Annotated in this window: 23 protein-coding genes and 1 riboswitch; of the genes, 11 read left to right on the plus strand and 12 right to left on the minus strand. The window is 70.0% G+C overall.

Features of this window, described 5'->3' with window-relative positions; all coding sequences use genetic code 11:
* Nucleotides 1-53: 53 nt before the first annotated feature.
* Together ACQEVY_RS17070 and ACQEVY_RS17075 are read left to right on the plus strand one after the other, a co-directional pair.
* On the plus strand, nucleotides 54-743 hold the full coding sequence (locus ACQEVY_RS17070) for a response regulator transcription factor (RefSeq protein WP_432955264.1): 690 nt from the start codon (nucleotides 54-56) through the stop codon (nucleotides 741-743).
* Nucleotides 740-2,218 (plus strand): ATP-binding protein, encoded by a 1,479-nt coding sequence (locus ACQEVY_RS17075; RefSeq protein ID WP_432949323.1) that lies wholly within the window; start codon nucleotides 740-742, stop codon nucleotides 2,216-2,218. Before ACQEVY_RS17070 ends, ACQEVY_RS17075 begins: the two co-directional genes overlap by 4 nt.
* Nucleotides 2,219-2,392: 174 nt before the next feature.
* Here the strand turns inward: ACQEVY_RS17075 and ACQEVY_RS17080 are convergent, their stop codons facing one another.
* Nucleotides 2,393-3,766 (minus strand): metallophosphoesterase, encoded by a 1,374-nt coding sequence (locus ACQEVY_RS17080; RefSeq protein ID WP_432949325.1) that lies wholly within the window; start codon nucleotides 3,764-3,766, stop codon nucleotides 2,393-2,395.
* Nucleotides 3,767-3,778: 12 nt separating this feature from the next.
* Nucleotides 3,779-4,018 (minus strand): SCO4848 family membrane protein, encoded by a 240-nt coding sequence (locus tag ACQEVY_RS17085; RefSeq protein WP_235990082.1) that lies wholly within the window; start codon nucleotides 4,016-4,018, stop codon nucleotides 3,779-3,781.
* Nucleotides 4,019-4,169: 151 nt separating this feature from the next.
* On the opposite strand from ACQEVY_RS17085, the gene ACQEVY_RS17090 reads away from it, so the two are divergent.
* Nucleotides 4,170-5,489, plus strand: coding sequence for a D-alanyl-D-alanine carboxypeptidase family protein (locus ACQEVY_RS17090; protein ID WP_432949328.1), 1,320 nt, complete (start codon nucleotides 4,170-4,172; stop codon nucleotides 5,487-5,489).
* On the opposite strand, the gene ACQEVY_RS17095 is transcribed toward ACQEVY_RS17090, so the two are convergent.
* From ACQEVY_RS17095 to ACQEVY_RS17105, 3 genes are read right to left on the minus strand one after another with little or no spacing between them, the layout of a single operon-like run.
* The gene (locus ACQEVY_RS17095) at nucleotides 5,437-6,414 is read right to left on the minus strand and encodes a YihY/virulence factor BrkB family protein (protein WP_432949330.1); all 978 of its coding nucleotides are present in this window, start codon (nucleotides 6,412-6,414) and stop codon (nucleotides 5,437-5,439) included. The two genes, ACQEVY_RS17090 and ACQEVY_RS17095, sit on opposite strands and share 53 nt — an antisense overlap.
* Nucleotides 6,415-6,468: 54 nt before the next feature.
* A complete protein-coding gene (locus tag ACQEVY_RS17100; RefSeq protein ID WP_432949332.1) occupies nucleotides 6,469-7,407 on the minus strand; it encodes a decaprenyl-phosphate phosphoribosyltransferase in 939 nt (312 codons plus the stop codon).
* The gene (locus ACQEVY_RS17105) at nucleotides 7,404-7,925 is read right to left on the minus strand and encodes a phosphatase PAP2 family protein (RefSeq protein ID WP_432949334.1); all 522 of its coding nucleotides are present in this window, start codon (nucleotides 7,923-7,925) and stop codon (nucleotides 7,404-7,406) included. The genes ACQEVY_RS17100 and ACQEVY_RS17105 overlap by 4 nt, the downstream gene beginning before the upstream one ends.
* A 142-nt stretch (nucleotides 7,926-8,067) precedes the next feature.
* On the opposite strand from ACQEVY_RS17105, the gene ACQEVY_RS17110 reads away from it, so the two are divergent.
* Both ACQEVY_RS17110 and ACQEVY_RS17115 read left to right on the plus strand, forming a co-directional pair.
* A complete protein-coding gene (locus tag ACQEVY_RS17110) occupies nucleotides 8,068-9,486 on the plus strand; it encodes an FAD-binding protein (RefSeq protein WP_432949336.1) in 1,419 nt (472 codons plus the stop codon).
* Nucleotides 9,487-9,538: 52 nt separating this feature from the next.
* Entirely contained in the window at nucleotides 9,539-10,294 is a 756-nt protein-coding gene (locus tag ACQEVY_RS17115) for a decaprenylphospho-beta-D-erythro-pentofuranosid-2-ulose 2-reductase (protein WP_432949337.1), read from the plus strand.
* Nucleotides 10,295-10,313: 19 nt separating this feature from the next.
* On the opposite strand, the gene ACQEVY_RS17120 is transcribed toward ACQEVY_RS17115, so the two are convergent.
* The gene (locus ACQEVY_RS17120; protein WP_432949339.1) at nucleotides 10,314-10,898 is read right to left on the minus strand and encodes a 2'-5' RNA ligase family protein; all 585 of its coding nucleotides are present in this window, start codon (nucleotides 10,896-10,898) and stop codon (nucleotides 10,314-10,316) included.
* 182 nt (nucleotides 10,899-11,080) lie between these two features.
* Nucleotides 11,081-12,091 (minus strand): tryptophan--tRNA ligase, encoded by a 1,011-nt coding sequence (gene trpS / locus ACQEVY_RS17125; protein WP_432949341.1) that lies wholly within the window; start codon nucleotides 12,089-12,091, stop codon nucleotides 11,081-11,083.
* A 187-nt stretch (nucleotides 12,092-12,278) separates the two neighbouring features.
* On the opposite strand from trpS, the gene ACQEVY_RS17130 reads away from it, so the two are divergent.
* The 3 genes from ACQEVY_RS17130 (at nucleotide 12,279) to ACQEVY_RS17140 (ending at nucleotide 14,602) form a co-directional block, all read left to right on the plus strand.
* Nucleotides 12,279-12,839, plus strand: a complete 561-nt coding sequence (locus tag ACQEVY_RS17130; RefSeq protein WP_328769130.1) for an RNA polymerase sigma factor — start codon at nucleotides 12,279-12,281, stop codon at nucleotides 12,837-12,839.
* A complete protein-coding gene (locus tag ACQEVY_RS17135; RefSeq protein ID WP_432949344.1) occupies nucleotides 12,832-13,704 on the plus strand; it encodes a hypothetical protein in 873 nt (290 codons plus the stop codon). Before ACQEVY_RS17130 ends, ACQEVY_RS17135 begins: the two co-directional genes overlap by 8 nt.
* Before the next feature lie 172 nt (nucleotides 13,705-13,876).
* Nucleotides 13,877-14,602, plus strand: coding sequence for a hypothetical protein (locus ACQEVY_RS17140; protein WP_432949346.1), 726 nt, complete (start codon nucleotides 13,877-13,879; stop codon nucleotides 14,600-14,602).
* 24 nt (nucleotides 14,603-14,626) lie between these two features.
* Here the strand turns inward: ACQEVY_RS17140 and ACQEVY_RS17145 are convergent, their stop codons facing one another.
* Nucleotides 14,627-16,081, minus strand: coding sequence for a glycine hydroxymethyltransferase (locus ACQEVY_RS17145; RefSeq protein ID WP_432949348.1), 1,455 nt, complete (start codon nucleotides 16,079-16,081; stop codon nucleotides 14,627-14,629).
* 25 nt (nucleotides 16,082-16,106) lie between these two features.
* Nucleotides 16,107-16,195: riboswitch (ZMP/ZTP riboswitch) on the minus strand.
* A 189-nt stretch (nucleotides 16,196-16,384) separates the two neighbouring features.
* Here ACQEVY_RS17145 and rocD point away from each other — a divergent pair.
* Nucleotides 16,385-17,590, plus strand: a complete 1,206-nt coding sequence (gene rocD, locus ACQEVY_RS17150) for an ornithine--oxo-acid transaminase (RefSeq protein ID WP_432949350.1) — start codon at nucleotides 16,385-16,387, stop codon at nucleotides 17,588-17,590.
* Nucleotides 17,591-17,619: 29 nt separating this feature from the next.
* Here rocD and ACQEVY_RS17155 read toward each other — a convergent pair whose 3' ends face one another.
* The 3 genes from ACQEVY_RS17155 to ACQEVY_RS17165 all read right to left on the minus strand — a co-directional run bounded on the left by ACQEVY_RS17155 (nucleotide 17,620) and on the right by ACQEVY_RS17165 (nucleotide 20,718).
* A complete protein-coding gene (locus ACQEVY_RS17155; RefSeq protein ID WP_432949352.1) occupies nucleotides 17,620-18,804 on the minus strand; it encodes a glutathionylspermidine synthase family protein in 1,185 nt (394 codons plus the stop codon).
* A gap of 25 nt (nucleotides 18,805-18,829) precedes the next feature.
* Nucleotides 18,830-19,162: a hypothetical protein gene (locus ACQEVY_RS17160; protein ID WP_432949354.1), complete on the minus strand. Its 333-nt coding sequence runs from the start codon at nucleotides 19,160-19,162 to the stop codon at nucleotides 18,830-18,832.
* Nucleotides 19,163-19,284: 122 nt separating this feature from the next.
* Nucleotides 19,285-20,718, minus strand: coding sequence for a PLP-dependent aminotransferase family protein (locus ACQEVY_RS17165; protein WP_432949356.1), 1,434 nt, complete (start codon nucleotides 20,716-20,718; stop codon nucleotides 19,285-19,287).
* 47 nt (nucleotides 20,719-20,765) lie between these two features.
* Here ACQEVY_RS17165 and ACQEVY_RS17170 point away from each other — a divergent pair, with 47 nt between their 5' ends.
* Together ACQEVY_RS17170 and ACQEVY_RS17175 are read left to right on the plus strand one after the other, a co-directional pair.
* Nucleotides 20,766-21,296 (plus strand): carboxymuconolactone decarboxylase family protein, encoded by a 531-nt coding sequence (locus ACQEVY_RS17170; RefSeq protein ID WP_432949358.1) that lies wholly within the window; start codon nucleotides 20,766-20,768, stop codon nucleotides 21,294-21,296.
* Nucleotides 21,297-21,336: 40 nt separating this feature from the next.
* Nucleotides 21,337-22,128 carry an isocitrate lyase/PEP mutase family protein gene (locus tag ACQEVY_RS17175; protein WP_432955266.1) on the plus strand — a complete coding sequence of 264 codons (792 nt, stop codon included), beginning with the start codon at nucleotides 21,337-21,339 and terminating at the stop codon, nucleotides 22,126-22,128.
* 114 nt (nucleotides 22,129-22,242) lie between these two features.
* Here ACQEVY_RS17175 and ACQEVY_RS17180 read toward each other — a convergent pair whose 3' ends face one another.
* Nucleotides 22,243-23,766, minus strand: coding sequence for a GMC family oxidoreductase (locus ACQEVY_RS17180; protein ID WP_432949360.1), 1,524 nt, complete (start codon nucleotides 23,764-23,766; stop codon nucleotides 22,243-22,245).
* Between the last annotated feature and the right edge of the window lie 37 nt (nucleotides 23,767-23,803).

Raw genomic sequence — 23,803 nt, forward strand, 5'->3', positions numbered from 1 at the left:
CGATACTGGGGGACATGACCGCTCACATGGGGCACGAGGGGGAGACCGGGGACATGAGCGCGTACGACGGGGCCACCGTCCTGGTCGTCGAGGACGAGCCCAGCATCGCCGACGTCCTGGCCATCGCCCTGCGCTACCACCGCTTCGAGGTGATGACGGCGGGCACCGTCCGCCAGGCCCTCAGCCTCGCGGAGCGCACACGTCCCGATGCCGCGCTCCTGGACGTGATGCTGCCGGACGGCGACGGCCGGGCGCTGGGCCGCGAACTGCGCGAGCGCCAGCCCGACCTGGCGCTGGTGTTCCTGACGGCACGCGACGCGCCCGCGGAGATCGTCGGCGCGCTCGGCTTCGGCGACGACTACATCACCAAGCCGTTCAACATCGACGAGGTCGTCGCCCGGATCACCGCGGTCCTGCGCCGCACCCGTCCCGCCGACGTCCTCCCCCAGCGCCCGCCGCTGTGCTACGGCGACCTGGAGCTGGACGAGACGACGTACTCCGTGCACCGCGCGGGCCGCTCGGTGGAGCTCACCCCGACCGAGTACGCACTGCTGCGCTTCCTGGTGCGCAACGAGGGGCGGATCGTGCCCAAGGACCAACTCCTGCGCCATGTCTGGCAGTACGAGCACTCGGCCGAGTCGACCGTCGTGGAGACGTACATCAGCTATCTGCGGCGCAAGCTCGACGTCCTCGGCGCTCCCGTGATCACGACCCGCCGGGGCGTGGGATACGGGCTCGCATGACGATCCGGCGCCGTTGTGGCCGAGGCATCCACTCGCTGCGCGGCCAGCTGACGCTGGCGAACGTGGCGTTGCTGGCACTGGGCATGGTCGTGGCGACCGTGGTGAGCCTGATGGCCATGCGGACCTACCTGCTGGACAGCGTCGATACGCAGCTGATGGCGACCCGCGAATCGATCGGTGAATCCAAACTCACCCTCAAACAGGTCGACTCGCTGAGCGCCCTTGCCGCCGTACGCGCCCGGGTCTCGCCCACACCCTCCGACAAGGAGGCGGACGCCGACTCGTGGGTGCAGGACGGCATCTTCGTAGCGGTGGACGATCAAGGGCGTCCCACGCCCATCGGCCCCTTCCAGCCCACCGAGATCCAGCGCGCGCTCGCCGCAGCGGTGGACGATCCGGCCGTCCTCGTCGGCGACGAGGAAGCGCACGACCTAAAACTCGACGACACCCCCTACCGGGTCACCGCCGCGCCCCTCGCCGACGGCACCACGGTGCTGATGGCCAGGTCGACCGGCTCCGTGCACGAGGTGATCCGCAAGGCGGTCGCACTCGACTTCTTCGTGGGCGCTCTGCTGCTCGCGCTGCTCTGCGTACTGACGATGCTCAGCGTGCGGCGCCGGATGCGACCCCTGGAGGACATGGTGGAGACCTCGTCGGCGATAGCCGAGGGGGATCTGACCCGCCGGGTGCCCTCCAGCCGGCATCCCACCGAGGAGGTCGAGCAGTTGCGGCTCGCCCTCAACTCGATGCTGCACCAGGTCGAGTCCGCGTACCGCACGCGCGAGCGCAGTGCGGCCCAGCTGCGCCGTTTCGTCGCGGACGCCTCGCACGAGCTGCGTACGCCGCTGTCGGCGATCCGCGGCTATCTCCAGCTGTACGACAAGGGGATGCTGCGCGAACCGGACCAGCGCAAGCGGGCCTGGGACCGGATGAACGGCGAGGCCGACCGCATGGGCCGCCTCGTCGACGAGCTGCTCACCCTGGCGCGCCTGGACCAGCAGCCCGAACTGCGCTTCAAGAACGTCGACTTGAGCCGTCTCGTGCGCGACGCCGCCGAGGACCTGCGGGCCCAGCAGCCCGACCGGCCGGTGACGGTGGACGCCGACGGCGCCCTGCTCGTCCAGGCCGACGAGTCGGGGTTGCGGCAGGTCCTCGGCAACCTCGTCGGCAACATACGCACACACACGCCCGCCGATGTACCGGCCACCCTCGCTCTGGAACGCCAGGACGGGACCGTACGACTGTGTGTCGCGGACGAGGGGCCGGGGCTGGCGGAGGAGGACGCGGCGCGGATCTTCGACCGGTTCTTCCGGGCGGGCGGCGGCGCGGGCAGCGGCCTGGGCATGGCGATCGTGCAGGGCGTGGTGACCGCACACGGGGGCGAGGTCGCGGTCCGGACGGCTCCGGGCAAGGGGCTGGCCGTGACGGTGACATTGCCGGGCCGGACACGCGGCGATGGCTCATTGGGTGGCTGACGGGTTTCGGGGAAATGCGCTGCAGTACCGCGCCCCGTAAGGGGCGCGGGGCCGTGTCGATATGCGGCTCCGCCGCGATGGGGGTCCCCCCCCCGCTCGAGCGGAGTCGAGAGTGGGGGAGCGACCAGCCCCCACCGGGCCCGCAGGTTCACCACCGTGCTTCCAGCGGAGCGCTTACGCCTGCCTGGACGCCAGTTCCACGACCGTGATGTCCGACGGCGCGCCCACCCGCGTCGGCGGCCCCCATGCGCCGGCGCCCCTGGAGACGTACAACTGCGTGTCGCCGTACCGCTCCAGGCCCGCGACGGTCGGGTTGGCGAGGGCCGCGACGAAGTTGCCGGGCCAGAGCTGGCCGCCGTGCGAGTGGCCGGAGAGCTGGAGGTCCACGCCGTGGTCCACGGCGTCGTGGATCTGCACCGGCTGATGGGCGAGCAGCACGCATGCGCGTGCCCGGTCGCGGTCGCCGAGCGCCTTCTCGTAGTCGGGCCCCTGCCCCTCGTCCTCGCCCGTCACGTCGTTGACACCGGCGAGATCGAAGCCGGGCAGCTCCGTGCGCACGTTCTGCATCGGCGTCATGCCCAGTTCGCGTACATGCTCGACCCACTGCTCGACACCGGAGAAGTACTCGTGATTGCCGGTGACGAAGTACGAGCCGTGCCGCGCCTTCAGCTGAGCCAGCGGCGCGGCGGCGGGCCCGAGGTCCTTCACGGAGCCGTCGACGAGGTCGCCCACGACCGCGATGAGGTCGGGCTGAGTGGAGTTGACGGTGTCGACGACCCTCTGGCAGAACCCTGGCCCGAGCACCGGCCCCAGGTGCACGTCGCTGACCACGGCGATCCGGAACCCGTGCGCGCTGCGCGGCAGTTTGGCCAGCGGCACGGTCACCCGCTTCACCTTCGGCCCGCGCAGCACGCCGTACGTCCCGTACCCGACCGTCCCCAACGCGGCGGCGGCAGCGGCGCCACCGACCACACGGGAGACGAAGAGACGCCGGGAGGGCCCGCTGGCCGCCGCTCCGGACGTGGCGGCATCGGGTGTGCCCGCGGCCCCCGAACCGCCGTCAGAAGCGCCCTCAGCCTCGCCGTCACCCTGTCCTTCGGAAACGGGCGCCGTCGCGCCGGAGCCGGGCGGCCCCGTCCCCGCTCCCACGACGGCGTCGGGCCCGGCGACCGCCACCGGCACTCGCTCGCCCGCCACGTCCGTTGCCTCAGGTGTCTCGGGTGCTGAACGCCGCTCGACGAGCCGCCGTACGAGGGGCCGTACGAATTCGCCCACGAGCAACGCGATCAGGAGATAGAGCACGATCGCCAGCCACAGGAACCCCGGCCAGCCCAGCACCTGTTGGAGCCAGAACGGAGCCCCGCCCCGCTCGGCGGTCATCGCCACGACGAAGAGCAGCGGACCCGAGATGAACACGGCCGCGCCCGCGCGCCGGGCGAGCCCCGGCCCGGCAGTCGTGTCGCGCACCAGACGGCGCCACATGTACCAGTGCACGACGCCGAAGAGTGCCAGCACCATCAGAATGATGAGCACAAAGACGATGACCACGCGGAGCTCCCGTTATGACGTGCGGTGAATGGCGCGAACTCCGCGCAACCCGATGAACCCGACGACCGTCCCAAGGACAAAGGAGATAACGGCGAGCGTCAGATGCACCCAGAAGTACCCGGTCGGCTCGCCGTCTTCGAAGGCGAGCCCACTCCCGTCCGCCACCAGGTTCTTGACGAAAGTGATCCAGATGACCCAGCTCCACACCCCGAAGGCGAGCAGGAACCAGGAGACGGGACGGCTGAGCTTCATACGTTCAGTATCGCTGCCGTCGAGCGGTGACCGCGTCCGGGGTGAGGAGACCCACAGCGGAGTGGGCCGTAGTGGAGAGGACCGCCGTGGTGAGGGCGGCAGTCGAGAGGGCGGTGCGACTTCCCGTCCGGGGCCAGGTACGTTCTCGTCCGTGTCCGCCATGAAAAAGACCGCCAAGTCCTCCTTGCTGGTCACTTCCGCCACCTTGTTGACCTTGTCGCTCACCGCGACCGCGATCGCCACCGGGCCCGCTGTCGCGGACGGAACGCCGACACCGAGTCAGAAGGGGACTCCGAAGGCCAGCGCCTCGCCGAGCGCCACACCCCCGGCGGACATGTCGACCGTGGGCGGCGCCCAACTCGGCAAGGCGGGCACCCAGGTGAACCTCGGCACCGGCGCCCCAGTGCTGCCGAAGGACCTGAGCGCACGCTCCTGGGTCGTCGCGGACGCCGAGTCCGGCGATGTGCTGGCCGCGCACAACGCGCACTGGCGGCTGGCCCCGGCAAGCACCCTGAAGATGCTGTTCGCGGACACGCTGCTGCCGAAGTTCAGCCAGCGTGACGAGAAGCACAAGGTGGTGCCCTCCGATCTGGCGGGCATCGGTCCGGGCTCCAGCGTGGTCGGCATCAAGGAGGACGAGACGTACACGGTCCAGGACCTCTGGCGCGGCGTCTTCCTCTCCTCCGGCAACGACGCGGTACGCGTCCTCTCCGCGATGAACGGGGGCCTCGACAAGACGGTCCAGGAGATGAACGCGCACGCCGAGGAGCTCCAGGCCCGCGACACGCACGTGGTCAGCCCGGACGGCTACGACGAGGTGGGGCAGGTGTCATCGGCGTACGACCTGACCCTGATCGCGCGCTCCGGCCTGCAGAAGAAGGACTTCCGGGACTACGCCTCTACTGTGCGCGCCAAGTTCCCCGGCGAGACGAAGAAGAACAAGAAGGGCAAGAAGACCCGCACGTCCTTCGAGATCCAGAACACCAACCGGCTGCTGACGGGCGCGGGCGGCCTCGGCGTCTACAAGGGCATCGCGGGCGTGAAGAACGGCAACACCTCGAACGCGGGCTCCACGTTCACCGGTGTCGCCGAACGTGACGGCAAGGTGCTGCTCGTCACGGTCATGAACCCCCAGAAGGAGGAGAACAACGAGGTCTACAAGGAGACCGCTCGCCTTCTGGACTGGGGTTTCCAGGCGGCCGACAAGGTGCAGCCGGTGGGTGAGCTGGTGCCGCCGAGGAGCGCGGACACGGGTACGGGAGCGCAGCCGGACGCGGAGGCTTCCGGGGAGGCGGGCGGCTCCGGTGACGGCAGCCCCGTCGCCGCCTCGGCTCAGGAGGCGGGGTCGGGCGGCATCGGTGTCGCGCTGGGGATCACCGGGGGCGTGCTCGTACTCCTCGCGGGCGGGGCGTTCCTCGTCAACCGCCGCTGGCCGCTGCCCGACCTGGTGCGCCGCCGACCACGCCCCTGACGTTCGCCCCTTCGGTGCCCTCGGAGGAGTCGCCCGAGGCGTCGTCGGAGGAGCCTTCTGCGGGGGCGTCCGGGGAGTCGTTCTTCTGCGTCGCCGTCCAGGCGGCGCAGAAGAGCACCAGTTTCGCGGTGAAGTTGATCCACAGCAGCAACGCGACGGGCACCCCGAAGGCGCCGTACATGCTCTTCGAGGCGACACCGCTGATATAGCCGCTGAGCAGCAGCTTCAGCAGCTCGAACCCGACGGCGCCGATCAACGCCGCGGTGAACAGCCGGCGGCGGGTCGGCTCGACGCCGGGCAGCAGCGTCAGGACGTACAGCAGGAGCAGGAAGTCGGCGAGGACGGCGATGGCGAACGCGGCGACCTGCAGCAGCGCGCTGCCCCAGCCGGCCTCATCGATGCCGAGCTGCCGGGCGGTCCAGCCGACCATCGTCGCCGCTACAGCGGACGTGGCGATCGTGACGAGCACGGCGCCGCCGAGACCGACGAGGACCCCGGCGTCCTTGGCCTTGCGCAGTACGGGGTTCTCATCGGGCTCAGGGAGCTCCCACACGGCCCGCAGGCACTCGCGCATGGAGCCGACCCAGCCGATGCCGGTGAACAGCAGCAGGGCGCCCGCGATGACGCCGACGGTGCCGGCGTTGTTCACCAGGCCGCCGATGTCCAACTGGTCGGAGATACCCGGGATCTGCTCGGCGATCTTGTCCTCGAGCTCCCGCTGCCCCTTCTCGTCCAGAGTCGCGGCGGCCACCGCGGCGGCGACGGTGATCAGCGGGAAGAGCGAGACGAAGCTGATGAACGTCATCGCGGCGGCGAGCCGTGTCCACTTCACGCGGTCCAGGCGTTCGTACGAGAGCCACGCGTGCGTGGCCATCAGTCGCGTGACGATCGGCCCGACGCCGGGGAGCCTTTTCAGCCAGTCCATGATCCGAACCTGCCCCCTATGCCGATGCCCAATGTCCGGGTACCCCAATTGCGCTCACCAGTCGGCCACCTCCAGGGCGTACATCCCGAGCCACGCCCCGCCGATCAGGGCGAGCGGGCTGTCGCGCAGTACGACCTCCTCGGGCTCGCCCGCGGTGCCGCGGTCGGCGAAGACGGCGTACCGGAGGACGGCGAGAACGAAGGCGACCACCGAGAGCTGTCTCCAGGGCAGCACACCGGTGTGCGGCAGGCCACCCTCCTCCAGGGCCCAAAGGCAATAGCCGAGAACGGCGACGCCGGCCGCGAGCTGCCAGACGAACCGGAGGTAGCCGGTGGTGTACTCGGTGAGCAACGCGCGCGTGGCGCCCGCTTTTCCGGCCATCTGCACGGCTTCGGAGTACCGCTTGGCGGCGACCACGAACAGCGCGCCGAAGCCCGTGGTGATCAGGAACCAGCGCGACAGCGGGATGCCGAGCGCGACCCCGCCGATCATCGCGCGCATCAGGAACCCGGTGGCCACCACGACAAGATCGACGACGAGGACGTGCTTGAGGCTGACGCAGTACGCCAGTTGCATGCCCAGGTACGCGATCAGCAGCGCCGAGATGACCGGCGAGCACAGGAACGCGGCGGCGGCCGGGGCGACGACGGCGAGGGCGGCCCCGACGGCGTACGCGACCGGTACGGGCACGTGCCCGGCGGCGACCGGACGATGGCGCTTGACCGGATGGGCGCGATCGGCGTCGACGTCCTCTGCGTCGTTGATCAGGTACACGGCGGCGGCGCAGGCGGTGAACAGCACGAAGCAGAGCGCGACTTGCGTGAGCGCGTGACGCGAGAAGAGTTCGCCGGCGGCGGCCGGAGCGGCGACCACAAGGACGTTTTTGACCCACTGTCTGGGACGGGCTGCCCAAAATAGGCCTCTTAGGAGGCCGATTTTCTGCGGGCCCGGCTGCGGCTGAGACACGCCCTCCAGGAGAGCCGTTTCCGTCATGGTCGCGGCCTCCTGTTGTACGCGAGGCGGGGCGCCAGCATCCAGCCGGAGCCGAGCCGGGCGGTGAGTGCGCCGAGGGCCGCGCCCGCCGCCACATCCGAGGGGTAGTGGACGCCGGCGACCAGTCGCGAGACGCACATCGCGGCGGCCAGCGGCAGCACCGGACGCGCGCCCAGTGCTCCATAGGCGACGGCCGCCGCCGCTGCCGAGGTGGCGTGCACGCTGGGGAAGGAGTGCCGGCCGACGGTACGGACCAGGGGCTCGACATGCCCGGGGCGCGGTCGGCGCACAAGGCGTTTCGCGCACATGCCGACCAGGTGCGCACCGGCGGTCAGGGCCGTGCCGCGCAGCCAGGCACCACGCCGCTCACGGTCCACGGCGGCGCCCAGGAGCCCGGCCGCGAGCCATAGCGCGCCATGCTCTCCCGCCCGGGACAGGGCGCGGGCAGCGGCCGCGACGCGCGGGTCCGTACCCCAGCCGTGGAGGGCGGAGAGAAGCCGTCGGTCAAGGTCGTCCATGCCGATCCACTGTTCACGGCGACCATCCCAGAACTCCGGCGATATTTGACGACATCCCATTAATCACCCGTTTCGGCGAGAGTATTGACCCTTCGGATGTCTCCTGATCAAAGGCCCATATATGGGCGATACGGTCGCCGGTATGCCCGCCGATTCCACGTCCACTGTCGCCTCTGCCTCGTCCGCCGTCCGATCTGCATACGCCTCCGTCTCCGATGTCGCCCCCGTGCCCGTCACAGGGTGGGGCCGCACCGCCGCCACGGCCACCCGCCTGGTCCGCCCTCGTACGTACGAGGAGGCCGCGGCGGCCGTCCGGGCATGCGGGGCCCGTGGGGGCATCGCACGGGGGCTGGGACGGGCGTACGGGGACGCGGCGCAGAACGCGGGCGGGGCCGCGTTCGACATGACGGGCCTTGACCGGATCCACGCGATCGACGCGGACGGCGGGACGGTCCTGTGCGACGCCGGGGTCAGTCTGCACCGGCTCATGCAGGTCCTGCTGCCGCTGGGCTGGTTCGTGCCGGTGACGCCCGGGACCCGCTATGTGACGGTCGGCGGGGCAATCGGCGCCGACATCCACGGCAAGAACCACCATGTGTCCGGGTCGTTCACCCGCCATGTGCGCGCCCTGGAACTGCTCACCGCCGACGGCGAGATCCGTACGGTGGCCCGTGGCACGCCTCTCTTCGACGCCACCGCGGGCGGCATGGGCCTGACGGGCATCGTCCTCGCGGCGACCGTGCGACTCCAGCCCGTGGAGACCTCGCTCATGTCGGTCGACACTGAACGCGCCAAGGACCTGGACGACTTGATGGCCCGCATCACGGCCACCGACCACCGCTACCGCTACTCGGTCGCCTGGATCGACCTGCTAGCCCGCGGTACGTCGCTGGGTCGCTCGGTACTGACACGAGGGGACCACGCTCCTGTCGAGGCACTGCCCGCACGCGCGCGTAGAGACCCACTCGCGTTCCGCCCTGCTCGCTTCCCTGCCGCCCCGTCGCTCGTCCCCGAGGGCTTGCTCGGCCGCACGACGGTCGGCCTCTTCAACGAGCTCTGGTACCGAAAGGCGCCACGCGCGCGTGCCGGTGAACTGCAGAGGATCTCCGCCTTCTTCCACCCCCTGGACGGTGTGCCGCACTGGAATCGCCTCTACGGGAGGGGCGGTTTCGTGCAGTACCAGTTCGTCGTCGGATACGGCCAGGAGGGCGCCCTGCGGCGGATCGTGAGCCGGATCTCGCGGCGCCGCTGCCCGTCGTTCCTCGCCGTGCTGAAGCGCTTCGGGGAGGGCGATCCGGGCTGGCTGTCCTTCCCGGTGCCCGGCTGGACGCTCGCCTTGGACCTCCCCGCGAGTCTGCCGGGACTCGGCGCCTTCCTGGACGAGCTGGACGAGGAGGTCGCGGCGGCCGGCGGACGCGTCTACCTCGCGAAGGACGCACGGCTGCGGCCCGAGCTGCTCGCCGCGATGTATCCACGGCTCGATGAATTCCGGGAGCTGCGCGCGGAGTTGGACCCGGCCGGAGTGTTCACGTCGGATCTGTCGCGGCGCCTCGGACTGTGAGCCGTACACGGAGTCCGGTTTTCCAACCCACTTCTACAGGAGCTCGATTTTCATGAAGGACGCCTTCGGAGCCCCCCAGTCCCTGCTCGTCCTCGGTGGCACATCCGAGATCGCGCTCGCCACCGCGCGCCGTCTGATCGCCCGCCGCACCCGCACGGTCTGGCTCGCGGGCCGCCCCTCGCCCGCCCTGGAGTCGGCCGCGTCCGGGCTGCGCCAGCTCGGCGCCGACGTACGTACCGTCGCCTTTGACGCGCTCGACTCCGCCTCCCACGAGTCCGCGCTCGGCCCGGTCTTCAGCGAGGGCGACATCGACCTGGTGCTGCTCGCGTTCGGCGTCCTGGGCGACCAGGCACGCGACGAGAACGAGCCCGGTGCGGCCGTACGCGTCGCCCAGACCAACTACACCGGCGCGGTCTCGTCCGGCCTCATCTGCGCCAAAGCCCTCCAGGCCCAGGGGCACGGCTCCTTGGTGGTGCTCTCCTCGGTCGCCGGAGAACGCGCCCGCCGCGCCAACTTCATCTACGGCTCCAGCAAGGCGGGCCTCGACGCCTTCGCCCAGGGCCTGGGCGACGCGCTGTACGGCACGGGCGTCCACGTCATGGTCGTACGCCCCGGATTCGTGCGCTCCCGCATGACGGCCGGCCTCCCGGAGGCCCCTCTCGCGACGACTCCGGAGGCGGTGGCGACGGCGATCGAGGTGGGCCTGCGTCGACGCTCCGAGACGGTATGGGTGCCGGGGTCGCTGCGCCTGGTGATGTCGGCGCTGCGGCATGCGCCGAGGGCGGTGGCCAGGCGGCTGCCGGTGTAGTCGCCGCGTGCGGTCGGCCTCAGCGTGTGGGCAACGTGGTGTCGTTCTGCGTGGGCGCGCTCGCCTGCGGAGGTACGACCGCTCCCCCGAACACGAAGTCACGGAGCCTGCGCCACACCCCGTCGGCGCCCTGCTCGTAGAGCGAGAAGCCGGTGCACGGCCACTGGGCCTCGTACTCGGACAACTCCTCGTACGCCCGGTCCATCGCCTCGTCGTCGATGCCGTGCGCGACCGTCACATGCGGGTGGTACGGGAACTGCAGTTCGCGTGCCACGGGGCCGGAAGCGTCCCGGACCTGCTTCTGCAGCCACGTACAGGCCTCGGCCCCCTCGACGACCTGGACGTATACAACGGGCGACAGCGGGCGGAAGGTTCCTGTGCCGCTCAGTCGCATCGGGAAGGGGCGCCCGGCGGCCGCGACCTCGACGAGATGCGCCTCGATCGCGGGCAGCGCCGAGTCGTCGACCTCCGTCGGCGGCAGCAGCGTGACATGGGTGGGGATGCCGGTAGCGGCGGCGTCGCCGAAGCCCGCGCGCCGCTCCTGGAGCAGGCTGCCGTGTGGCTCCGGGACCGCGATCGACACACCGATCGTTACGGTCCCCACGTCGTCTCCTGTCGTTGTGCTTGCTGTTGTGCTTGCCGTTGTGGTGGTGCTTGCCCTGGACTTCCGGGTCTTCAGGATGCTTCTGGCGGGCACGGATGGCCACCGGTCCTGTGTGTTCCCTGTTTCCGTACGGCTTACGACTGTACGGCCGTCGGGCCCGATCCCGGGTGTCAGTGCCTCGGTCAGTGCTTGGCGGGCAGGAAGCCCACCTTCTCGTACGCCTGGGAGAGCGTCTCCGCGGCGACGGCACGCGCCTTCTCCGCACCCTTGGCCAGGATCGAGTCGAGTGTCTCCGGGTCGTCCAGATACTGCTGCGTACGCTCCCGGAACGGCGTCACGAAGTCGACCATGACCTCGGCCAGGTCCGTCTTGAGCGCACCGTAGCCCTTGCCTGCGTACTTCTGCTCCAGTTCCGCGATACCGGCTCCGGTGAGGGTGGAGTAGATGCTCAGCAGGTTGCTGATGCCGGGTTTGTTCGCGGCGTCGTAGCGGATCTCCGTGCCGGTGTCGGTGACCGCACTCTTGACCTTCTTGGCGGTCGCCCTGGGCTCGTCGAGGAGGTTGATGAGGCCCTTCGGGGTCGACGCCGACTTGCTCATCTTGATCGACGGGTCCTGAAGGTCGTAGATCTTCGCCGTCTCCTTGAGGATGTGCGGCGCCGGGACCGTGAACGTCTGCCCGAAGCGGCCGTTGAAGCGCTCGGCGAGGTCGCGTGTGAGCTCGATGTGCTGCCTCTGGTCCTCGCCGACCGGCACCTCGTTGGCCTGGTACAGCAGGATGTCCGCGACCTGGAGGATCGGGTACGTGAACAAACCCACGGAGGCCCGGTCCGCGCCCTGCCTGGAGGACTTGTCCTTGAACTGGGTCATACGGGATGCCTCGCCGAAACCGGTGAGGCAGTTCATGATCCAGGCGAGCTGGGCGTGCTCGGGGACATGGCTCTGAACGAAGAGCGTGCACCGCTCCGGGTCGAGCCCGGCGGCCAGCAGCTGGGCGGCGGCGAGCCGGGTGTTGGAGCGCAGCTCGGCGGGGTCCTGCGGAAGGGTGATCGCATGCAGGTCGACGACCGTGTAGAACGCGTCGTGGGTCTCCTGCAGGGCCACCCACTGACGGACGGCGCCGAGGTAATTGCCGAGGTGGAACGAGCCTGCTGTGGGCTGGATTCCGGAAAGCACGCGAAGAGGACGCTGCATGGCGGAGCCATTCCCCTGAGGGTGGTGGTGGGAGACGGGCGGGCGGTCAGAGGCCATGGGCTCATTCTCTCAGGTGTCGGGAGTCGCTCCGGAACTGGTCCGAAACAGATGGGAACCGATCCGTCTCCGGCGGTGTAACAAGAGTGTGAGGACGCGGGAGGGGGGCCGCATCGTCGATGAGGCCGCGGTGATCGCACGTGTACGCGACGGAGAGCCGGAGGCGTATGCGGAGCTGGTGCGTGCCCATACGGGCATCGCACTCAGAGCGGCCGCGGCACTGGGCGCGGGTGCGGACGCGGAGGACGTGGTGCAGCAGGCCTTCTTCAAGGCGTACTGCACCTTGGGGCGCTTTCGGGACGGCGCGGCATTCAGACCGTGGCTCCTCTCGATCGTCGCCAATGAGACGAGGAACACAGTGCGGACGGCGGTGCGCCAGCGCACGGTCGTGGGGCGTGAGGCCGCGCTGGCGGAGGCTGAGCCGGTGATACCGGAGTCGGCGGACCCGGCGGTCGCGGCACTGGAGGTCGAGCGCCGGGCGGCGCTGCTGGCCGCCCTGGACCGGCTGAGCGAGGAGCATCGGCTGGTCGTCACGTACCGCTATCTGCTGGAGATGGACGAGCCGGAGACGGCCCAAGCCCTGGGCTGGCCACGCGGGACGGTCAAGTCCCGGCTCAATCGCGCCTTGCGCAAGCTGCAGCGACTGCTGCCGGATTTCCAGCCCCGGGAAGGAGGTGATGAGCATGAGTGAGTCGTACGAGCACGGGGGCGCGGAGTCCCCGGGTGGTCGTGCCCCCGACGAGCCGGGGCGTGCGCGCCGGAACGCGGACCGGCTGCCCGAGGAGTTGCGTGCGCTCGGGCGGTCGCTGGATCCGCCGGGTGCGAGCGGGACCGAGTCGATGGTCGAGCGGGTGCTGGGGCAGATACTGGCCGAGCAGGTGCCGGTCCCGGTGGACGAGCCATCGAGATCGGCTACGCGAATCCGGTCGGCTCGGCGGTGGGCGCGACAGCGCTGGCGTTCGCTGACCGCCGCGCTGTGTGGACTGCTGACGGTGCTGGTGCTCACGCCTCCGGTGCGGGCGGCGGTCGTCGACTGGTTCGGCTTCGGCGGCGTCGGGGTGCGGTACGAGCCGTCGGGGCCGCACGCCTCTCCGTCTCCCGTGCCGGGCTGCGAGCAGGGCCTGAGCGTGGCCGGAGCTGCCCGGCGAGCGGGGTTCGAGCCGCTGCTGCCAAGGGAGTTGGGGCACCCGTCGGCGGCACAGGTGTCGGCCGACCGCCGGGTCCTGTCGCTGTGCTGGGACACCGGGGACGGTGAGGTGATACGGCTCGACCAGTTCCGGGCGACGCTCTCTCCGCTGTTCTGGAAGTCGACGACGGTGCCGTACGAGCCGGTCGCTGTGAACGGCGACTCGGGCCTGTGGTTCGCCGAGCCGCACCGCCTCGAGCTCGCCTTGGTCGACGCCGGCGGCCACGAGTACGCCAGGACGGTCCGCACGGCTGGGCCGACGCTGCTGTGGCAGCACCACGGGGCGCAGCGGGCGGAGCAGCGGACCCTGCGGCTCGAGGGTGTGGAGTCGCGGGAGCGGGCGGTGGCTGTTGCGGAGTCCGTGGAGTAAGGGCAGTGAGTCGAGGCCGTGGAGCAGGGGGCCGTGTGGTGCGAGCCCATGGAGCAGGCGTCGTGAAGTGGTCGGAAGTCGTGCGGGCCGAGTGGGAACCTCGGCGGGTCGAGCGGTGTACCAGAAGTGACGGGGTGCGGACGGGCCGCATCCGGGATCGACTGGGGGTCCGATGCGCAGGGTTCGTGAACTGACGGCGGCAGCCGGGGCGTTGACGGTGGGGGTCGCTCTGGTACTGACAGGGGCGTCAACCGCGGTGGCGGGCGGGCCGACGAGTGTGCTGCTCGTATCACCCAACAGCGGGGAGACGGCGTCGCTGTACAACAACGACGAGGAATACATGCGCCTCAGGGACCTGCTCCCCCAGGAGGGCGGCGACCTCGAGAAGTTGCAGGAGAAGCCGCCGGACCCCAACTCCATAGGCGGCCGGATCAACATCACGTGGATGATCCATGACGTCAGTCCCTGGCGGGTGGACATGGTGCACCCTGACGTGACGGGCTCCCGGAACGTCTGGATCTCCACGCAGATCACAGCGGGGCCTGAAGCGGCGCAGCCACCGAAGGAGATCTGGCACAAGTCGGAGAGGCCCGACGAGCTCCGGTCCCTGCTCACCGACCTCGGCGTCATGAGCAAACACCCGGAGGGGTCAAACCCGGATTCAGGGCCGCAGGAAGAGTCGGACGACGCATCGGCCGCGATGCCGCCCGACGCCGCCAGGAAGACCCCGGTGACTACGGCCGCCGCAGGGGCAGACGACGGAACCGACTGGTGGTGGGCGATACCGGGTCTGGCAGCGGGCCTGGCCCTGGGCTCCGGCGGCGGCCTCCTGATACGCCGTGCACAGCACGACTCCGGGCCGCCGCGGGAACCACGACAGGAACTGATCGATTTGTGAGACGAGCAGTCGCCTCCCTTGGCGTCAGCCCAGGTCGATCTCCGGGTACAGCGGGAAGCCGGCCACCAGGTCCGTGGCACGGCGGGAGATCTCGTCCGCGATCTTCGGGTCGAGCACGTGCTGGGCCTTGGAGGGAGTGCCCTTGGCGGTGGTGCCGGGCTCCGCGGTCGTGAGGACCCGGTCGATCAGGCCGGCGACCTCGTCCATCTCGGCGGTGCCCAGGCCACGCGTGGTGAGGGCGGGGGTGCCGATGCGGATACCGGAGGTGTACCAAGCGCCGTTGGGGTCGGCGGGGATGGCGTTGCGGTTGGTGACGATGCCCGAGTCGAGCAGTGCGGTCTCGGCCTGGCGGCCGGTGAGGCCGTAGGAGGTGGCGACGTCGATCAGGTTGAGGTGGTTGTCGGTGCCGCCGGTGACGAGGGTGGCTCCCCGCCGCATCAGGCCTTCGGCGAGGGCGCGGGAGTTGTCGACGACGGCCTGGGCGTAGTCACGGAACTCGGGGCGGCGGGCCTCGGCGAGCGCGACGGCCTTGGCGGCCATGACATGAGGAAGGGGGCCGCCGAGCACCATGGGGCAGCCGCGGTCGACCTGGTCCTTGAGGGAGTCGTCGCACAGGACCATGCCGCCGCGCGGGCCGCGCAGCGACTTATGGGTGGTGGTCGTGACGATCTGGGCGTGCGGGACGGGATCGAAGTCGCCGGTGAGGACCTTGCCGGCGACGAGGCCCGCGAAGTGCGCCATGTCGACCATCAGCGTCGCCCCGACCTCGTCGGCGATCTCACGCATGATGCGGAAGTTCACGAGACGGGGGTAGGCGGAATAGCCGGCCACGATGATCAGGGGCTTGAACTCACGAGCGGAGGTGCGCAGGGCCTCGTAGTCGATGAGGCCGGTGGCGGGGTCGGTGCCATAGGAGCGCTGGTCGAACATCTTGCCGGAGATGTTCGGGCGGAAGCCGTGGGTGAGGTGGCCGCCGGCGTCCAGGGACATGCCGAGCATGCGCTGGTTGCCGAAGGCCTGACGGAGCTCGGCCCAGTCGGCCTCGGAGAGGTCGTTGACGTTGCGGACACCGGCCTTCACGAGCGCCGGGGCCTCCACGCGGTCGGCGAGGACCGCCCAGAAGGCGACGAGGTTGGCGTCGATGCCGGAGTGCGGCTGGGCGTAGGCGTGCTGGGCGCCGAAGAGTTCGCGGGCGTGCTCGGCGGCGAGGGCTTCGACGGTGTCGACGTTGCGGCAGCCGGCGTAGAAGCGGCGGCCGATCGTGCCCTCGGCGTACTTGTCGCTGAACCAGTTGCCCATGGCCAGCAGGGTGGCCGGAGAGGCGTAGTTCTCGGAGGCGATCAGCTTGAGCATCTCGCGCTGGTCGGCGACCTCCTGGCCGATGGCGTCGGCGATCCGGGGCTCGACGGCGCGGATCACTTCGAGGGCGCTGCGGAAGGCGGTGGATTCGGTGGAGAGGGGCGCAGACTTGTCGGACATGAGGGACCTCCGGACGTGGCGTTCACGGTTCGGCCCAGGCGCACGGCACTTGTTCGTCACGGGCCGCTCCCCGATGGTCGGTCCCATCCCAGCGCGCCAGTCACGGCCCGCCGATCAGCCTACCGGGCCCGCCCATCGCCATACCCCCGAGTCCACCATGCGAGCGATGATGCGAGGCGGACGCGAGCGACGATGGGAAGGGGCCGCAAACCCGCCCAGACACCCCGGATACCCCGGGTCACCGGATAACCCCGGACCCCCTGGATCCCAGAGCAAGCGTGCCGAGAGGAGGCGGGAGTTCCCGTGACGCGTACGGAGGTGTTGATCGCCTCGGCCGAAGCGAACAGCGCGCACAACTACCACCCGCTGCCGGTCGTCGTGGCCACGGCGGACGGGGCGTGGATGACGGATGTCGAGGGGCGCCGTTTTCTCGACCTGCTGGCCGGATACTCAGCGCTCAATTTCGGGCACCGCAACAGACGGCTGATCGATGCGGCCAGAGCGCAACTGGAGCGGGTGACGCTGACATCGCGGGCGTTTCATCACGACCGCTTCGCCGAGTTCTGCGCGCAGCTGGCGGAGCTGTGCGGCATGGAGATGGTGCTGCCGATGAACACGGGCGCGGAGGCGGTGGAGTCAGCCGTGAAGACCGCGCGGAAGTGGGGCTACAAGGTCAAAGGCGTGCTCGACGGGATGGCAAAGATCGTCGTGGCGAGCGACAACTTCCACGGGCGTACGACGACGATCATCAGCTTCTCCACGGACCCGGAGGCACGGGCGGACTTCGGGCCGTACACACCGGGCTTCGAGATCGTGCCGTACGGCGATCTGACCGCGATGCGCGAGGCCGTCACGGAGAACACGGTCGCCGTGCTGCTGGAGCCGATCCAGGGCGAGGCGGGGGTGCTGGTGCCGCCGGCCGGTTATCTCGCGGGCGTACGGGAGTTGACGCGGGAGCGGAATGTCTTGTTCATAGCGGATGAGATCCAGTCGGGACTGGGGCGGACGGGCAGGACCTTCGCATGTGAGCACGAGGGGGTGGTGCCGGACATGTATGTGCTGGGCAAGGCGCTTGGGGGCGGGGTCGTGCCGGTGTCGGCGGTGGTGTCGAGCGCCGAGGTGCTGGGGGTGTTCCGGCCCGGGGAACACGGTTCGACGTTCGGCGGCAATCCGCTGGCCTGTGCGGTGGCGATCGAGGTCATCGCCATGCTGCGGTCCGGGGAGTTCCAGGCGCGGTCCGCGGAGTTGGGTGAGCATCTGCATCGTGAGCTGGCGGTGTTGCGCGATACGGGCAGGGTGACGCAGGTCCGGGGGCGCGGGCTGTGGGCGGGGATCGACATAGCCCCGGCCTACGGCACCGGCCGGGAGGTCTCCGAGAAGCTCATGGACCGGGGCGTCCTGGTCAAGGACACCCACGGCGCCACCATCCGGATAGCGCCGCCACTGGTGATCAGCAAGGAGGACCTGGACTGGGGACTCGCCCAACTCCGGGCCGTACTAGGCGTCTAGGGACCCGGGCTCGGAGAGGCGGGCCAGGCTCAGAGGATCACATGTGGCAGGAAGCGGGCGTACTCGTCCGTGATCAGGCCGGTGGACTCGCGGATGCCGAGGCCCGCCGACTCGTCCTCGACGACCCAGGCGCCGAGGACGACACGGTTGCCGTCGAAGGAGGGAAGGGGGGCCAACTTCTGGTAGCAGCAGGGCTCTTCACGGATCACGGGGGCGTTTCCGGGGTCGTGGACCGTGACGCCGGCGCCCTCGCGGCCGAGGAGGGGCTTGGCGACGTAACCCGTCGTGGTCGCCAGTTCCCGTGGGCCATCGAGGTAGGCCGGGAGGAGGTTCGGGTGGTCGGGGTACAGCTCCCAGAGGATGGCGAGGAGGGCCTTGTTGGACAGGAGCATCTTCCAGGCGGGTTCGATCCACAGCGTGGAGCCTGTGCCGCCGCCGTTGTCGAGGCTGTCCAGGACGTGCCCGCCGAAGCGGTCGGTGGTCAGCCATTCCCACGGGTAGAGCTTGAAGCAGCTGCGGATGAAGCGGAGTTGCTTGTCGACGAAGCGGTTGGAGAGGCGGTCCCAGCCGATCTCCTCCATGGAGATCCAGTCGGTGTCCAGGCTGGCCTGTTCCGCGGTCTCCTTCAGATACGCGACGGTCATCAGGTCCTCGCCGAGTTCGTCGGCGGCGGAGTGCGCGAAGTAGAGAGGGCTGCCCGGTGGGAGGAGGGCGGACTGTTTCTTCCAGGCGTCGACGAGGCGTTCGTGGAGGGAGTTCCACTGGTCGGCGCCGGGGAAGCGTTCTTCCATCCAGAACCACTGAGGGCTGGCGGCCTCGACCAGCGAGGTCGGCGTATCGGCGTTGTACTCCAGGAGTTTCGCGGGGCCGATGCCGTCGTACCGGAGGTCGAACCGGCCGTAGAGAGAAGGGAGTTCGGACCGCCGGTGCCAGGCCTCGGCGACCGCTTCGGCCACCCGGGGGTCGGTGATGCCGAGGTCGGCGAAGCGGTCCTGCTCGACGATGTGCGCGGCGGCGACCAGGCACATGCGGTGGAGCTCTTCGACGACCTCCTCCAGGGCCTCGACCTCGGGGAGGGAGAAGACGTAGTGGGCGGACTCGTCCCAGTACGGGCGCAGGGAGTCGTCCGGGTAGCGGGTGAGCGGATAGATGAGGCCCTGCTCCTCGACGGTCTGCTGCCAGCCGGGGCGCGGGATGAGGGTACGGCGTTCCATGGCGGTTGTCATCGGGCTCGGTCGCTCAGCCGCCCGAGCTGCTGTCGCCGTCGCCGAAGCCGCCGCGGTCCACACTGAAGGAGCCGCCGTCGACCCAGCCGTTGCTCTCCTCGCCGCCGTAGTACCAGGCGTCGTCGGCGGAGCCCTTCCGGCTCTTGCGGCTCTTGCTGCTCCCGGAGCCGGTCGACTTGCAGTTCTTGTCGGAGACGACCTTGTAGCCCTTGGCCGCGTTGTAACTGTCGCGGTCGACGCAGCGCTTGTCGGGGTCCGAGGAGCAGGAGGTGAGTGCCACCGCCAGAAGTCCCATGCCGCCGAGCACGACCGTGCCCGAACGCAGTTGCTGTCGTGAGTCCGCCATGTCCGCTCCCCCGTGACCGTTCGTTCTGTAACCGGTCGTGACCGTTCGCTGTCAAGTAATCCACCGTCAGCTTATCGATCCGATCCCGGCAGCCGTGATCGGGCCCTGGCCGCAATTGGGCGCTAAGGGAGAACCCTGCACAATGCGTCCAGGGCACCCGTCCACGCGTGGTCCGGAGGTGTGCCGTAGCCCACGACAACGGCGTCGTACGGTTCAGCCGCAGCGTCCGCGTGGCGGTAGCGGGTCAAGCCATGCAGCAGCAGGCCCTGCCATGCCGCCGCCCGGACCACCGACTGCTCAGTGCCGGGCGGAAGTTGGAGGACGGCGTGGAGGCCGGCCGCGATACCGGTGGCCCGCACCGACGGGGCGCGGGACGCGAGCGCCGCGACGAGCTGGTCGCGGCGGCGGCGATAGCGCAGCCGGGACGCGCGGACGTGACGGTCGTACGCGCCCGAGGTGATGAACTCCGCCAGGGCCAGCTGGTCCAGAACCCCACACGACCAGTCCGTCCCGCCCTTCGCCGACACGACCTCCGACGCCAGCGACGGCGGCAGGACCAGCCAGCCGAGCCGCAGCCCCGGTGCCAGGGACTTGCTCGCGGTGCCCACATACACGACGCGGTCCGGGTCGAGGCCCTGGAGGGCGCCCACCGGCTGACGGTCGTAACGGAACTCCCCGTCGTAGTCGTCCTCCAGGATCAGCCCGCCGGTCCGCCGCGCCCAGTCCACGACGGCGGCCCGCCGCTCGGGCCGCAGCGCCACGCCCATCGGGAACTGGTGCGAGGGGGTGAGCAGGACCGCCCGTACGTCGGCCAGGGCGTCGGAGCGCGTACCCGCCACGGCTGCCGCCCCCGCCAGGTCGCCGGTGCACGTCCCCAGTTCGTCGAACCGCAGCGGCACCGTCCGCAACCCCGCCGCCTCCGCCACTCCCCAGTGCACGTCGAGCCCGTACGACTCCACGGCGAGCGAGCTCAGCCCTCGTTGCCGCAGGACAGCGGTGAGCAGCCGCAGGCCGTGTACGAAGCCGGAGCAGATGACGATGCGGTCGGGGTCGGTCCGTACACCGCGGGCGCGGGCGAGGTAGTCGGCGAGGGCGGTGCGGAGTTCGATGCGGCCCCGTGGGTCGCCGTAGCCGAGGGCGTCGTGAGGTGCCGCGGACAGTGCGCGGCGGGCCGACTTGAGCCACTCGGCGCGGGGAAAGGAGGCGAGGTCGGGGTTGCCGGGTTCGAGGTTGTGCGTCGGTCCGCGGGGCGAACGAGGCCGGGGCGCCGTTGCCGAGTCCGGCGCCACCGCGGCCCGTTCCGCGACCCGCGTGCCCGAACCCTGGCGCGCGGTGAGCCAGCCCTCGGCGACGAGATCGGCGTACGCCTCGGCGACCGTGTTGCGCGCGATGCCAAGGTCGGCGGCAAGCGACCGCGATGACGGCAGCCGCGTCCCAGGCGCGAGCCGCCCGCTCCGCACCGCCTCACGCAAGGCGTCGGTGAGCCCTCGGCGCAGCCGGGAGCCGCCCACTTCGAGATGCAGATCGACACCCAAAGTGGCCCAGGTTTCCTCCATGGAAATGGACCATACTCCTGGGCTATTCGAACCGTAGGGTCACAGTCATGACGACGAACGAGACGACCGACAACACGACCAGGAGCACGACCGACTCCACCTCGTACGTCCCCGAACACGCCCCCCGGCTCGCGTGGGCCAAGCTCGCGCCCGACGTCTACAAGGCCATGACCAGGCTGGACACGGCAGCCCGGCAGGGCGTCGACCCCACGCTCCTCGAGCTGGTGAAGATCCGCGCATCGCAGATCAACCACTGCGCGTTCTGCGTCGACATGCACTCAAAGGACGCGCTCACGGCGGGCGAGAGTGTCGAGCGGATCATCCAGCTCAGCGCGTGGGAGGAGTCGCAGCACTTCTACACGGCGAAGGAAGTCGCGGCGCTCGCGCTGACGGAGGCGGTCACGGTCCTGACGGACGGTTTCGTGCCGGACGACGTGTACGACGCGGCCGCCAAGCAGTTCGACGAGGCCGAGTTGGCGCACCTGATCGCCGCGATCACGGTGATCAACGCATGGAACCGGTTCGGCGTGACCTGCCGTATGGTCGCGGGGCACTACCAGGCGGGCCGGCACAAGTGACGGCTCGCACGCAGTTCTTTCCGCCGGGGTGCCACACGTGGTGACCAAGGCCGAGACCTTCCGCTCTCTGCACCAGGGCCGCGCACCGGGCGATCCCCTGATCCTGCCCGGCCCGTGGGACGCCGCCAGCGCACGCGTGTTCGCCGAGGCCGGTTTCCCGGCGCTCGCGACACCCAGCGCGGGGGTCGCCGCCTCGCTCGGATACGAGGACGGGCGCACCCCGGCGGACGAGATGTTCGCGGCGATCGCCCGGATCGTACGGTCCGTCGACGTGCCCGTCTCCGCAGACATCGAGGATGGCTACGGGCTCGCCCCCAAGGAGCTGGTGGAGCGGCTCCTTGAGACGGGTGCCGTCGGCTGCAACCTCGAGGACTCGCACGAGGGCGTCCTCAAGGACCCGGCGCGGCACGCCGACTGGCTGGCCGAGGTACGGGCCGTCGCGGGCGACCGGCTGTTCGTCAACGCGCGTGTCGACACGTTCTCGCGCGGGGTCGCCGATCCCGAACGGGCCGTCGAGCGGGCCGCGTTGTACGTGGCGGCGGGCGCCGACTGCGTGTACCCGATCGGCGCCCCGGCGGATGCCCTCCCGGCGCTCCGGGCCGCGATCCCGGGTCCGATCAACGCCTACGCGCGACTGGAAGGTCCCGCACCGGCAGAGCTCGGCCGACTCGGGGCCACACGCATCACGTTCGGTCCCCGTCTGCAGCGCCGCGCCACCGAGGCGCTGACCGGCATGGCCCGAGCCCTGCACGACGACTGGCTCGGCCAGGCGCGCGCCGCAGCGCAACGCCTGGCCGACGAGAACCTCTCCGCGGAGCCGAACGCCTGGTGAGCGTCACGGACACCTGCTGACGGTCACTCGGACAGCCACGTCCGCCAAGTCGATTCGTGGCTGTCCACCCACTCCTTCGCCGCCTCCTCAGGAGTCAGCGAGTTGACGTGGCCATCACTCGCCACTGCCGAGCAGGTCCACACACTTCTCGCCGACCATGAGTACCCCGATCATCGGGTTCACGGCGGGCATCGTCGGGAAGACGGAGGCGTCGGCGATTCGGATGCCGTCCAGGCCGCGGATCTTCAACTGGGGGTCTACTACAGCGAGTTGGTCGTCGGGGGCGCCCATTCGGCAGGTGCCGGCCGGGTGGTAGACCGTGTGGGCCACCGAGCGCGCGTACACGCTGAGCTCCTCGTCGCCCGTGACCTCGGGGCCGGGGGCGACCTCGCGCTTCAGCCAGCCTGCCAGCGGTTCGGACTTGGCGATCTCGCGGGCGATCCTGATGCCGTCGACCAGGGTGCGACCGTCGTAGTCGTCCTCGTCCGTGAAGTAGCGGAAGTCGAGAGCAGGCTTCTCAGCCGGGTCGGCGCTCGTCAGATACAGCCTGCCGCGGCTGTGCGGCTTGGGGATGTTGGGGGTCATGGAGACGCCGTGAGCAGGGCGTTTGTACCCCAGGCGCTCCGGGTTGTCCGTGAACGGGATCTGGTAGAAGTGGAACATCAGGTCAGGACCCGGATGGTCGGGATCGCGGCGCACGAACAAACCCGCGTCGGAATCCATCGCGGAGTTCTCGGGGATCGGCCCGTTCGTCTCCCAGACGATCACCGATTCGGGGTGGTCGAGCAGGTTCTCGCCGACGCCGGGCAGGTCATGCACGACGGGAATGCCGAGCGCCTCCAGGTCGCGGGCGGGCCCGATACCGGAGTGCATCAGCAGCCGCGGTGAGTCCACGGCGCCCGCGCACAACAGGACTTCGTTCTCCGCGCGTACGAGGATCTCCTCGCCGTCCTTGGTCCGTACGTGCACTCCGCGCGCCCGCGTCCCTTCGAGCTCCAGCCTGTACGCCCAGGTCTCCAGCAGGATCGTCAGGTTCGGCCGGTCCAGGAAGGGGTGGAGGTACGCGACCGAGGCGGAGGACCGCTTGTTGTTCTCCGGGTGGTACGCGAGGTCGAAGAAGCCGACGCCCTCGCTGAACGGCTTCTTGTTGAAGCCGTCCACGCGCGGCACGTCCAGCGCGGCCTGGGCGGCGTCGACGAAATCGCGGGCGATGGCGTTCCGGTCCTTCTCGTCGACGGCGACGATGTTGTTGCGCAGCCGGGCGTAGTACGCCTCCATCGGCACCGCGCCCCAGCCCTTGGCCCCGCTCGCCTCCCACTCGTCCCAGTCGGACGGCAGCGGCTTGAACGCGATCAGCGTGTTGTGCGAGGAGCAGCCGCCGAGCACCCGGGCGCGGCTGTGCCGGATATGCGAGTTGCCGCGCGGCTGCCGGGTCGTCGGATAGTCGTAGTCCAGCTCCCCGCCGAGCAGCCCCATCCAGCGGCGCAGGGTGAGAACGTCCTCGCGGTCGACGTCGCTGGGGCCGCCCTCGATCACGGCGACGGTGACGTCCGGGTCCTCGGTCAGGCGTGAGGCGATGACGGAGCCGGCGGTACCGCCGCCGATGACGACATAGTCGTACGTGTGCTGCTCAGGCATGGGGGAGTACTCCTCGGGGTCGTACAAGGTGCTGCGC

This window comes from Streptomyces sp. CA-288835, from assembly GCF_050936385.1.
Classification (GTDB): domain Bacteria; phylum Actinomycetota; class Actinomycetes; order Streptomycetales; family Streptomycetaceae; genus Streptomyces.

Excerpts from the sequence above, each read along its gene's own strand:
- ACQEVY_RS17075 (WP_432949323.1), top strand. The coding sequence starts at position 740 with ATGACGATCCGGCGCCGTTGTGGCCGAGGCATCCACTCGCTGCGCGGC.
- ACQEVY_RS17070 (WP_432955264.1), top strand. The coding sequence starts at position 54 with ATGAGCGCGTACGACGGGGCCACCGTCCTGGTCGTCGAGGACGAGCCC.
- ACQEVY_RS17145 (WP_432949348.1), bottom strand. The coding sequence starts at position 16,081 with ATGTCCGACAAGTCTGCGCCCCTCTCCACCGAATCCACCGCCTTCCGC.
- ACQEVY_RS17140 (WP_432949346.1), top strand. The coding sequence starts at position 13,877 with ATGCGCAGGGTTCGTGAACTGACGGCGGCAGCCGGGGCGTTGACGGTG.
- ACQEVY_RS17105 (WP_432949334.1), bottom strand. The coding sequence starts at position 7,925 with ATGGACGACCTTGACCGACGGCTTCTCTCCGCCCTCCACGGCTGGGGT.
- ACQEVY_RS17135 (WP_432949344.1), top strand. The coding sequence starts at position 12,832 with ATGAGTGAGTCGTACGAGCACGGGGGCGCGGAGTCCCCGGGTGGTCGT.
- ACQEVY_RS17180 (WP_432949360.1), bottom strand. The coding sequence starts at position 23,766 with ATGCCTGAGCAGCACACGTACGACTATGTCGTCATCGGCGGCGGTACC.
- ACQEVY_RS17155 (WP_432949352.1), bottom strand. The coding sequence starts at position 18,804 with ATGGAACGCCGTACCCTCATCCCGCGCCCCGGCTGGCAGCAGACCGTC.
- ACQEVY_RS17165 (WP_432949356.1), bottom strand. The coding sequence starts at position 20,718 with ATGGAGGAAACCTGGGCCACTTTGGGTGTCGATCTGCATCTCGAAGTG.
- trpS (WP_432949341.1), bottom strand. The coding sequence starts at position 12,091 with ATGCAGCGTCCTCTTCGCGTGCTTTCCGGAATCCAGCCCACAGCAGGC.
- ACQEVY_RS17160 (WP_432949354.1), bottom strand. The coding sequence starts at position 19,162 with ATGGCGGACTCACGACAGCAACTGCGTTCGGGCACGGTCGTGCTCGGC.
- ACQEVY_RS17170 (WP_432949358.1), top strand. The coding sequence starts at position 20,766 with ATGACGACGAACGAGACGACCGACAACACGACCAGGAGCACGACCGAC.
- ACQEVY_RS17085 (WP_235990082.1), bottom strand. The coding sequence starts at position 4,018 with ATGAAGCTCAGCCGTCCCGTCTCCTGGTTCCTGCTCGCCTTCGGGGTG.
- ACQEVY_RS17110 (WP_432949336.1), top strand. The coding sequence starts at position 8,068 with ATGCCCGCCGATTCCACGTCCACTGTCGCCTCTGCCTCGTCCGCCGTC.
- ACQEVY_RS17100 (WP_432949332.1), bottom strand. The coding sequence starts at position 7,407 with ATGACGGAAACGGCTCTCCTGGAGGGCGTGTCTCAGCCGCAGCCGGGC.
- ACQEVY_RS17095 (WP_432949330.1), bottom strand. The coding sequence starts at position 6,414 with ATGGACTGGCTGAAAAGGCTCCCCGGCGTCGGGCCGATCGTCACGCGA.
- ACQEVY_RS17115 (WP_432949337.1), top strand. The coding sequence starts at position 9,539 with ATGAAGGACGCCTTCGGAGCCCCCCAGTCCCTGCTCGTCCTCGGTGGC.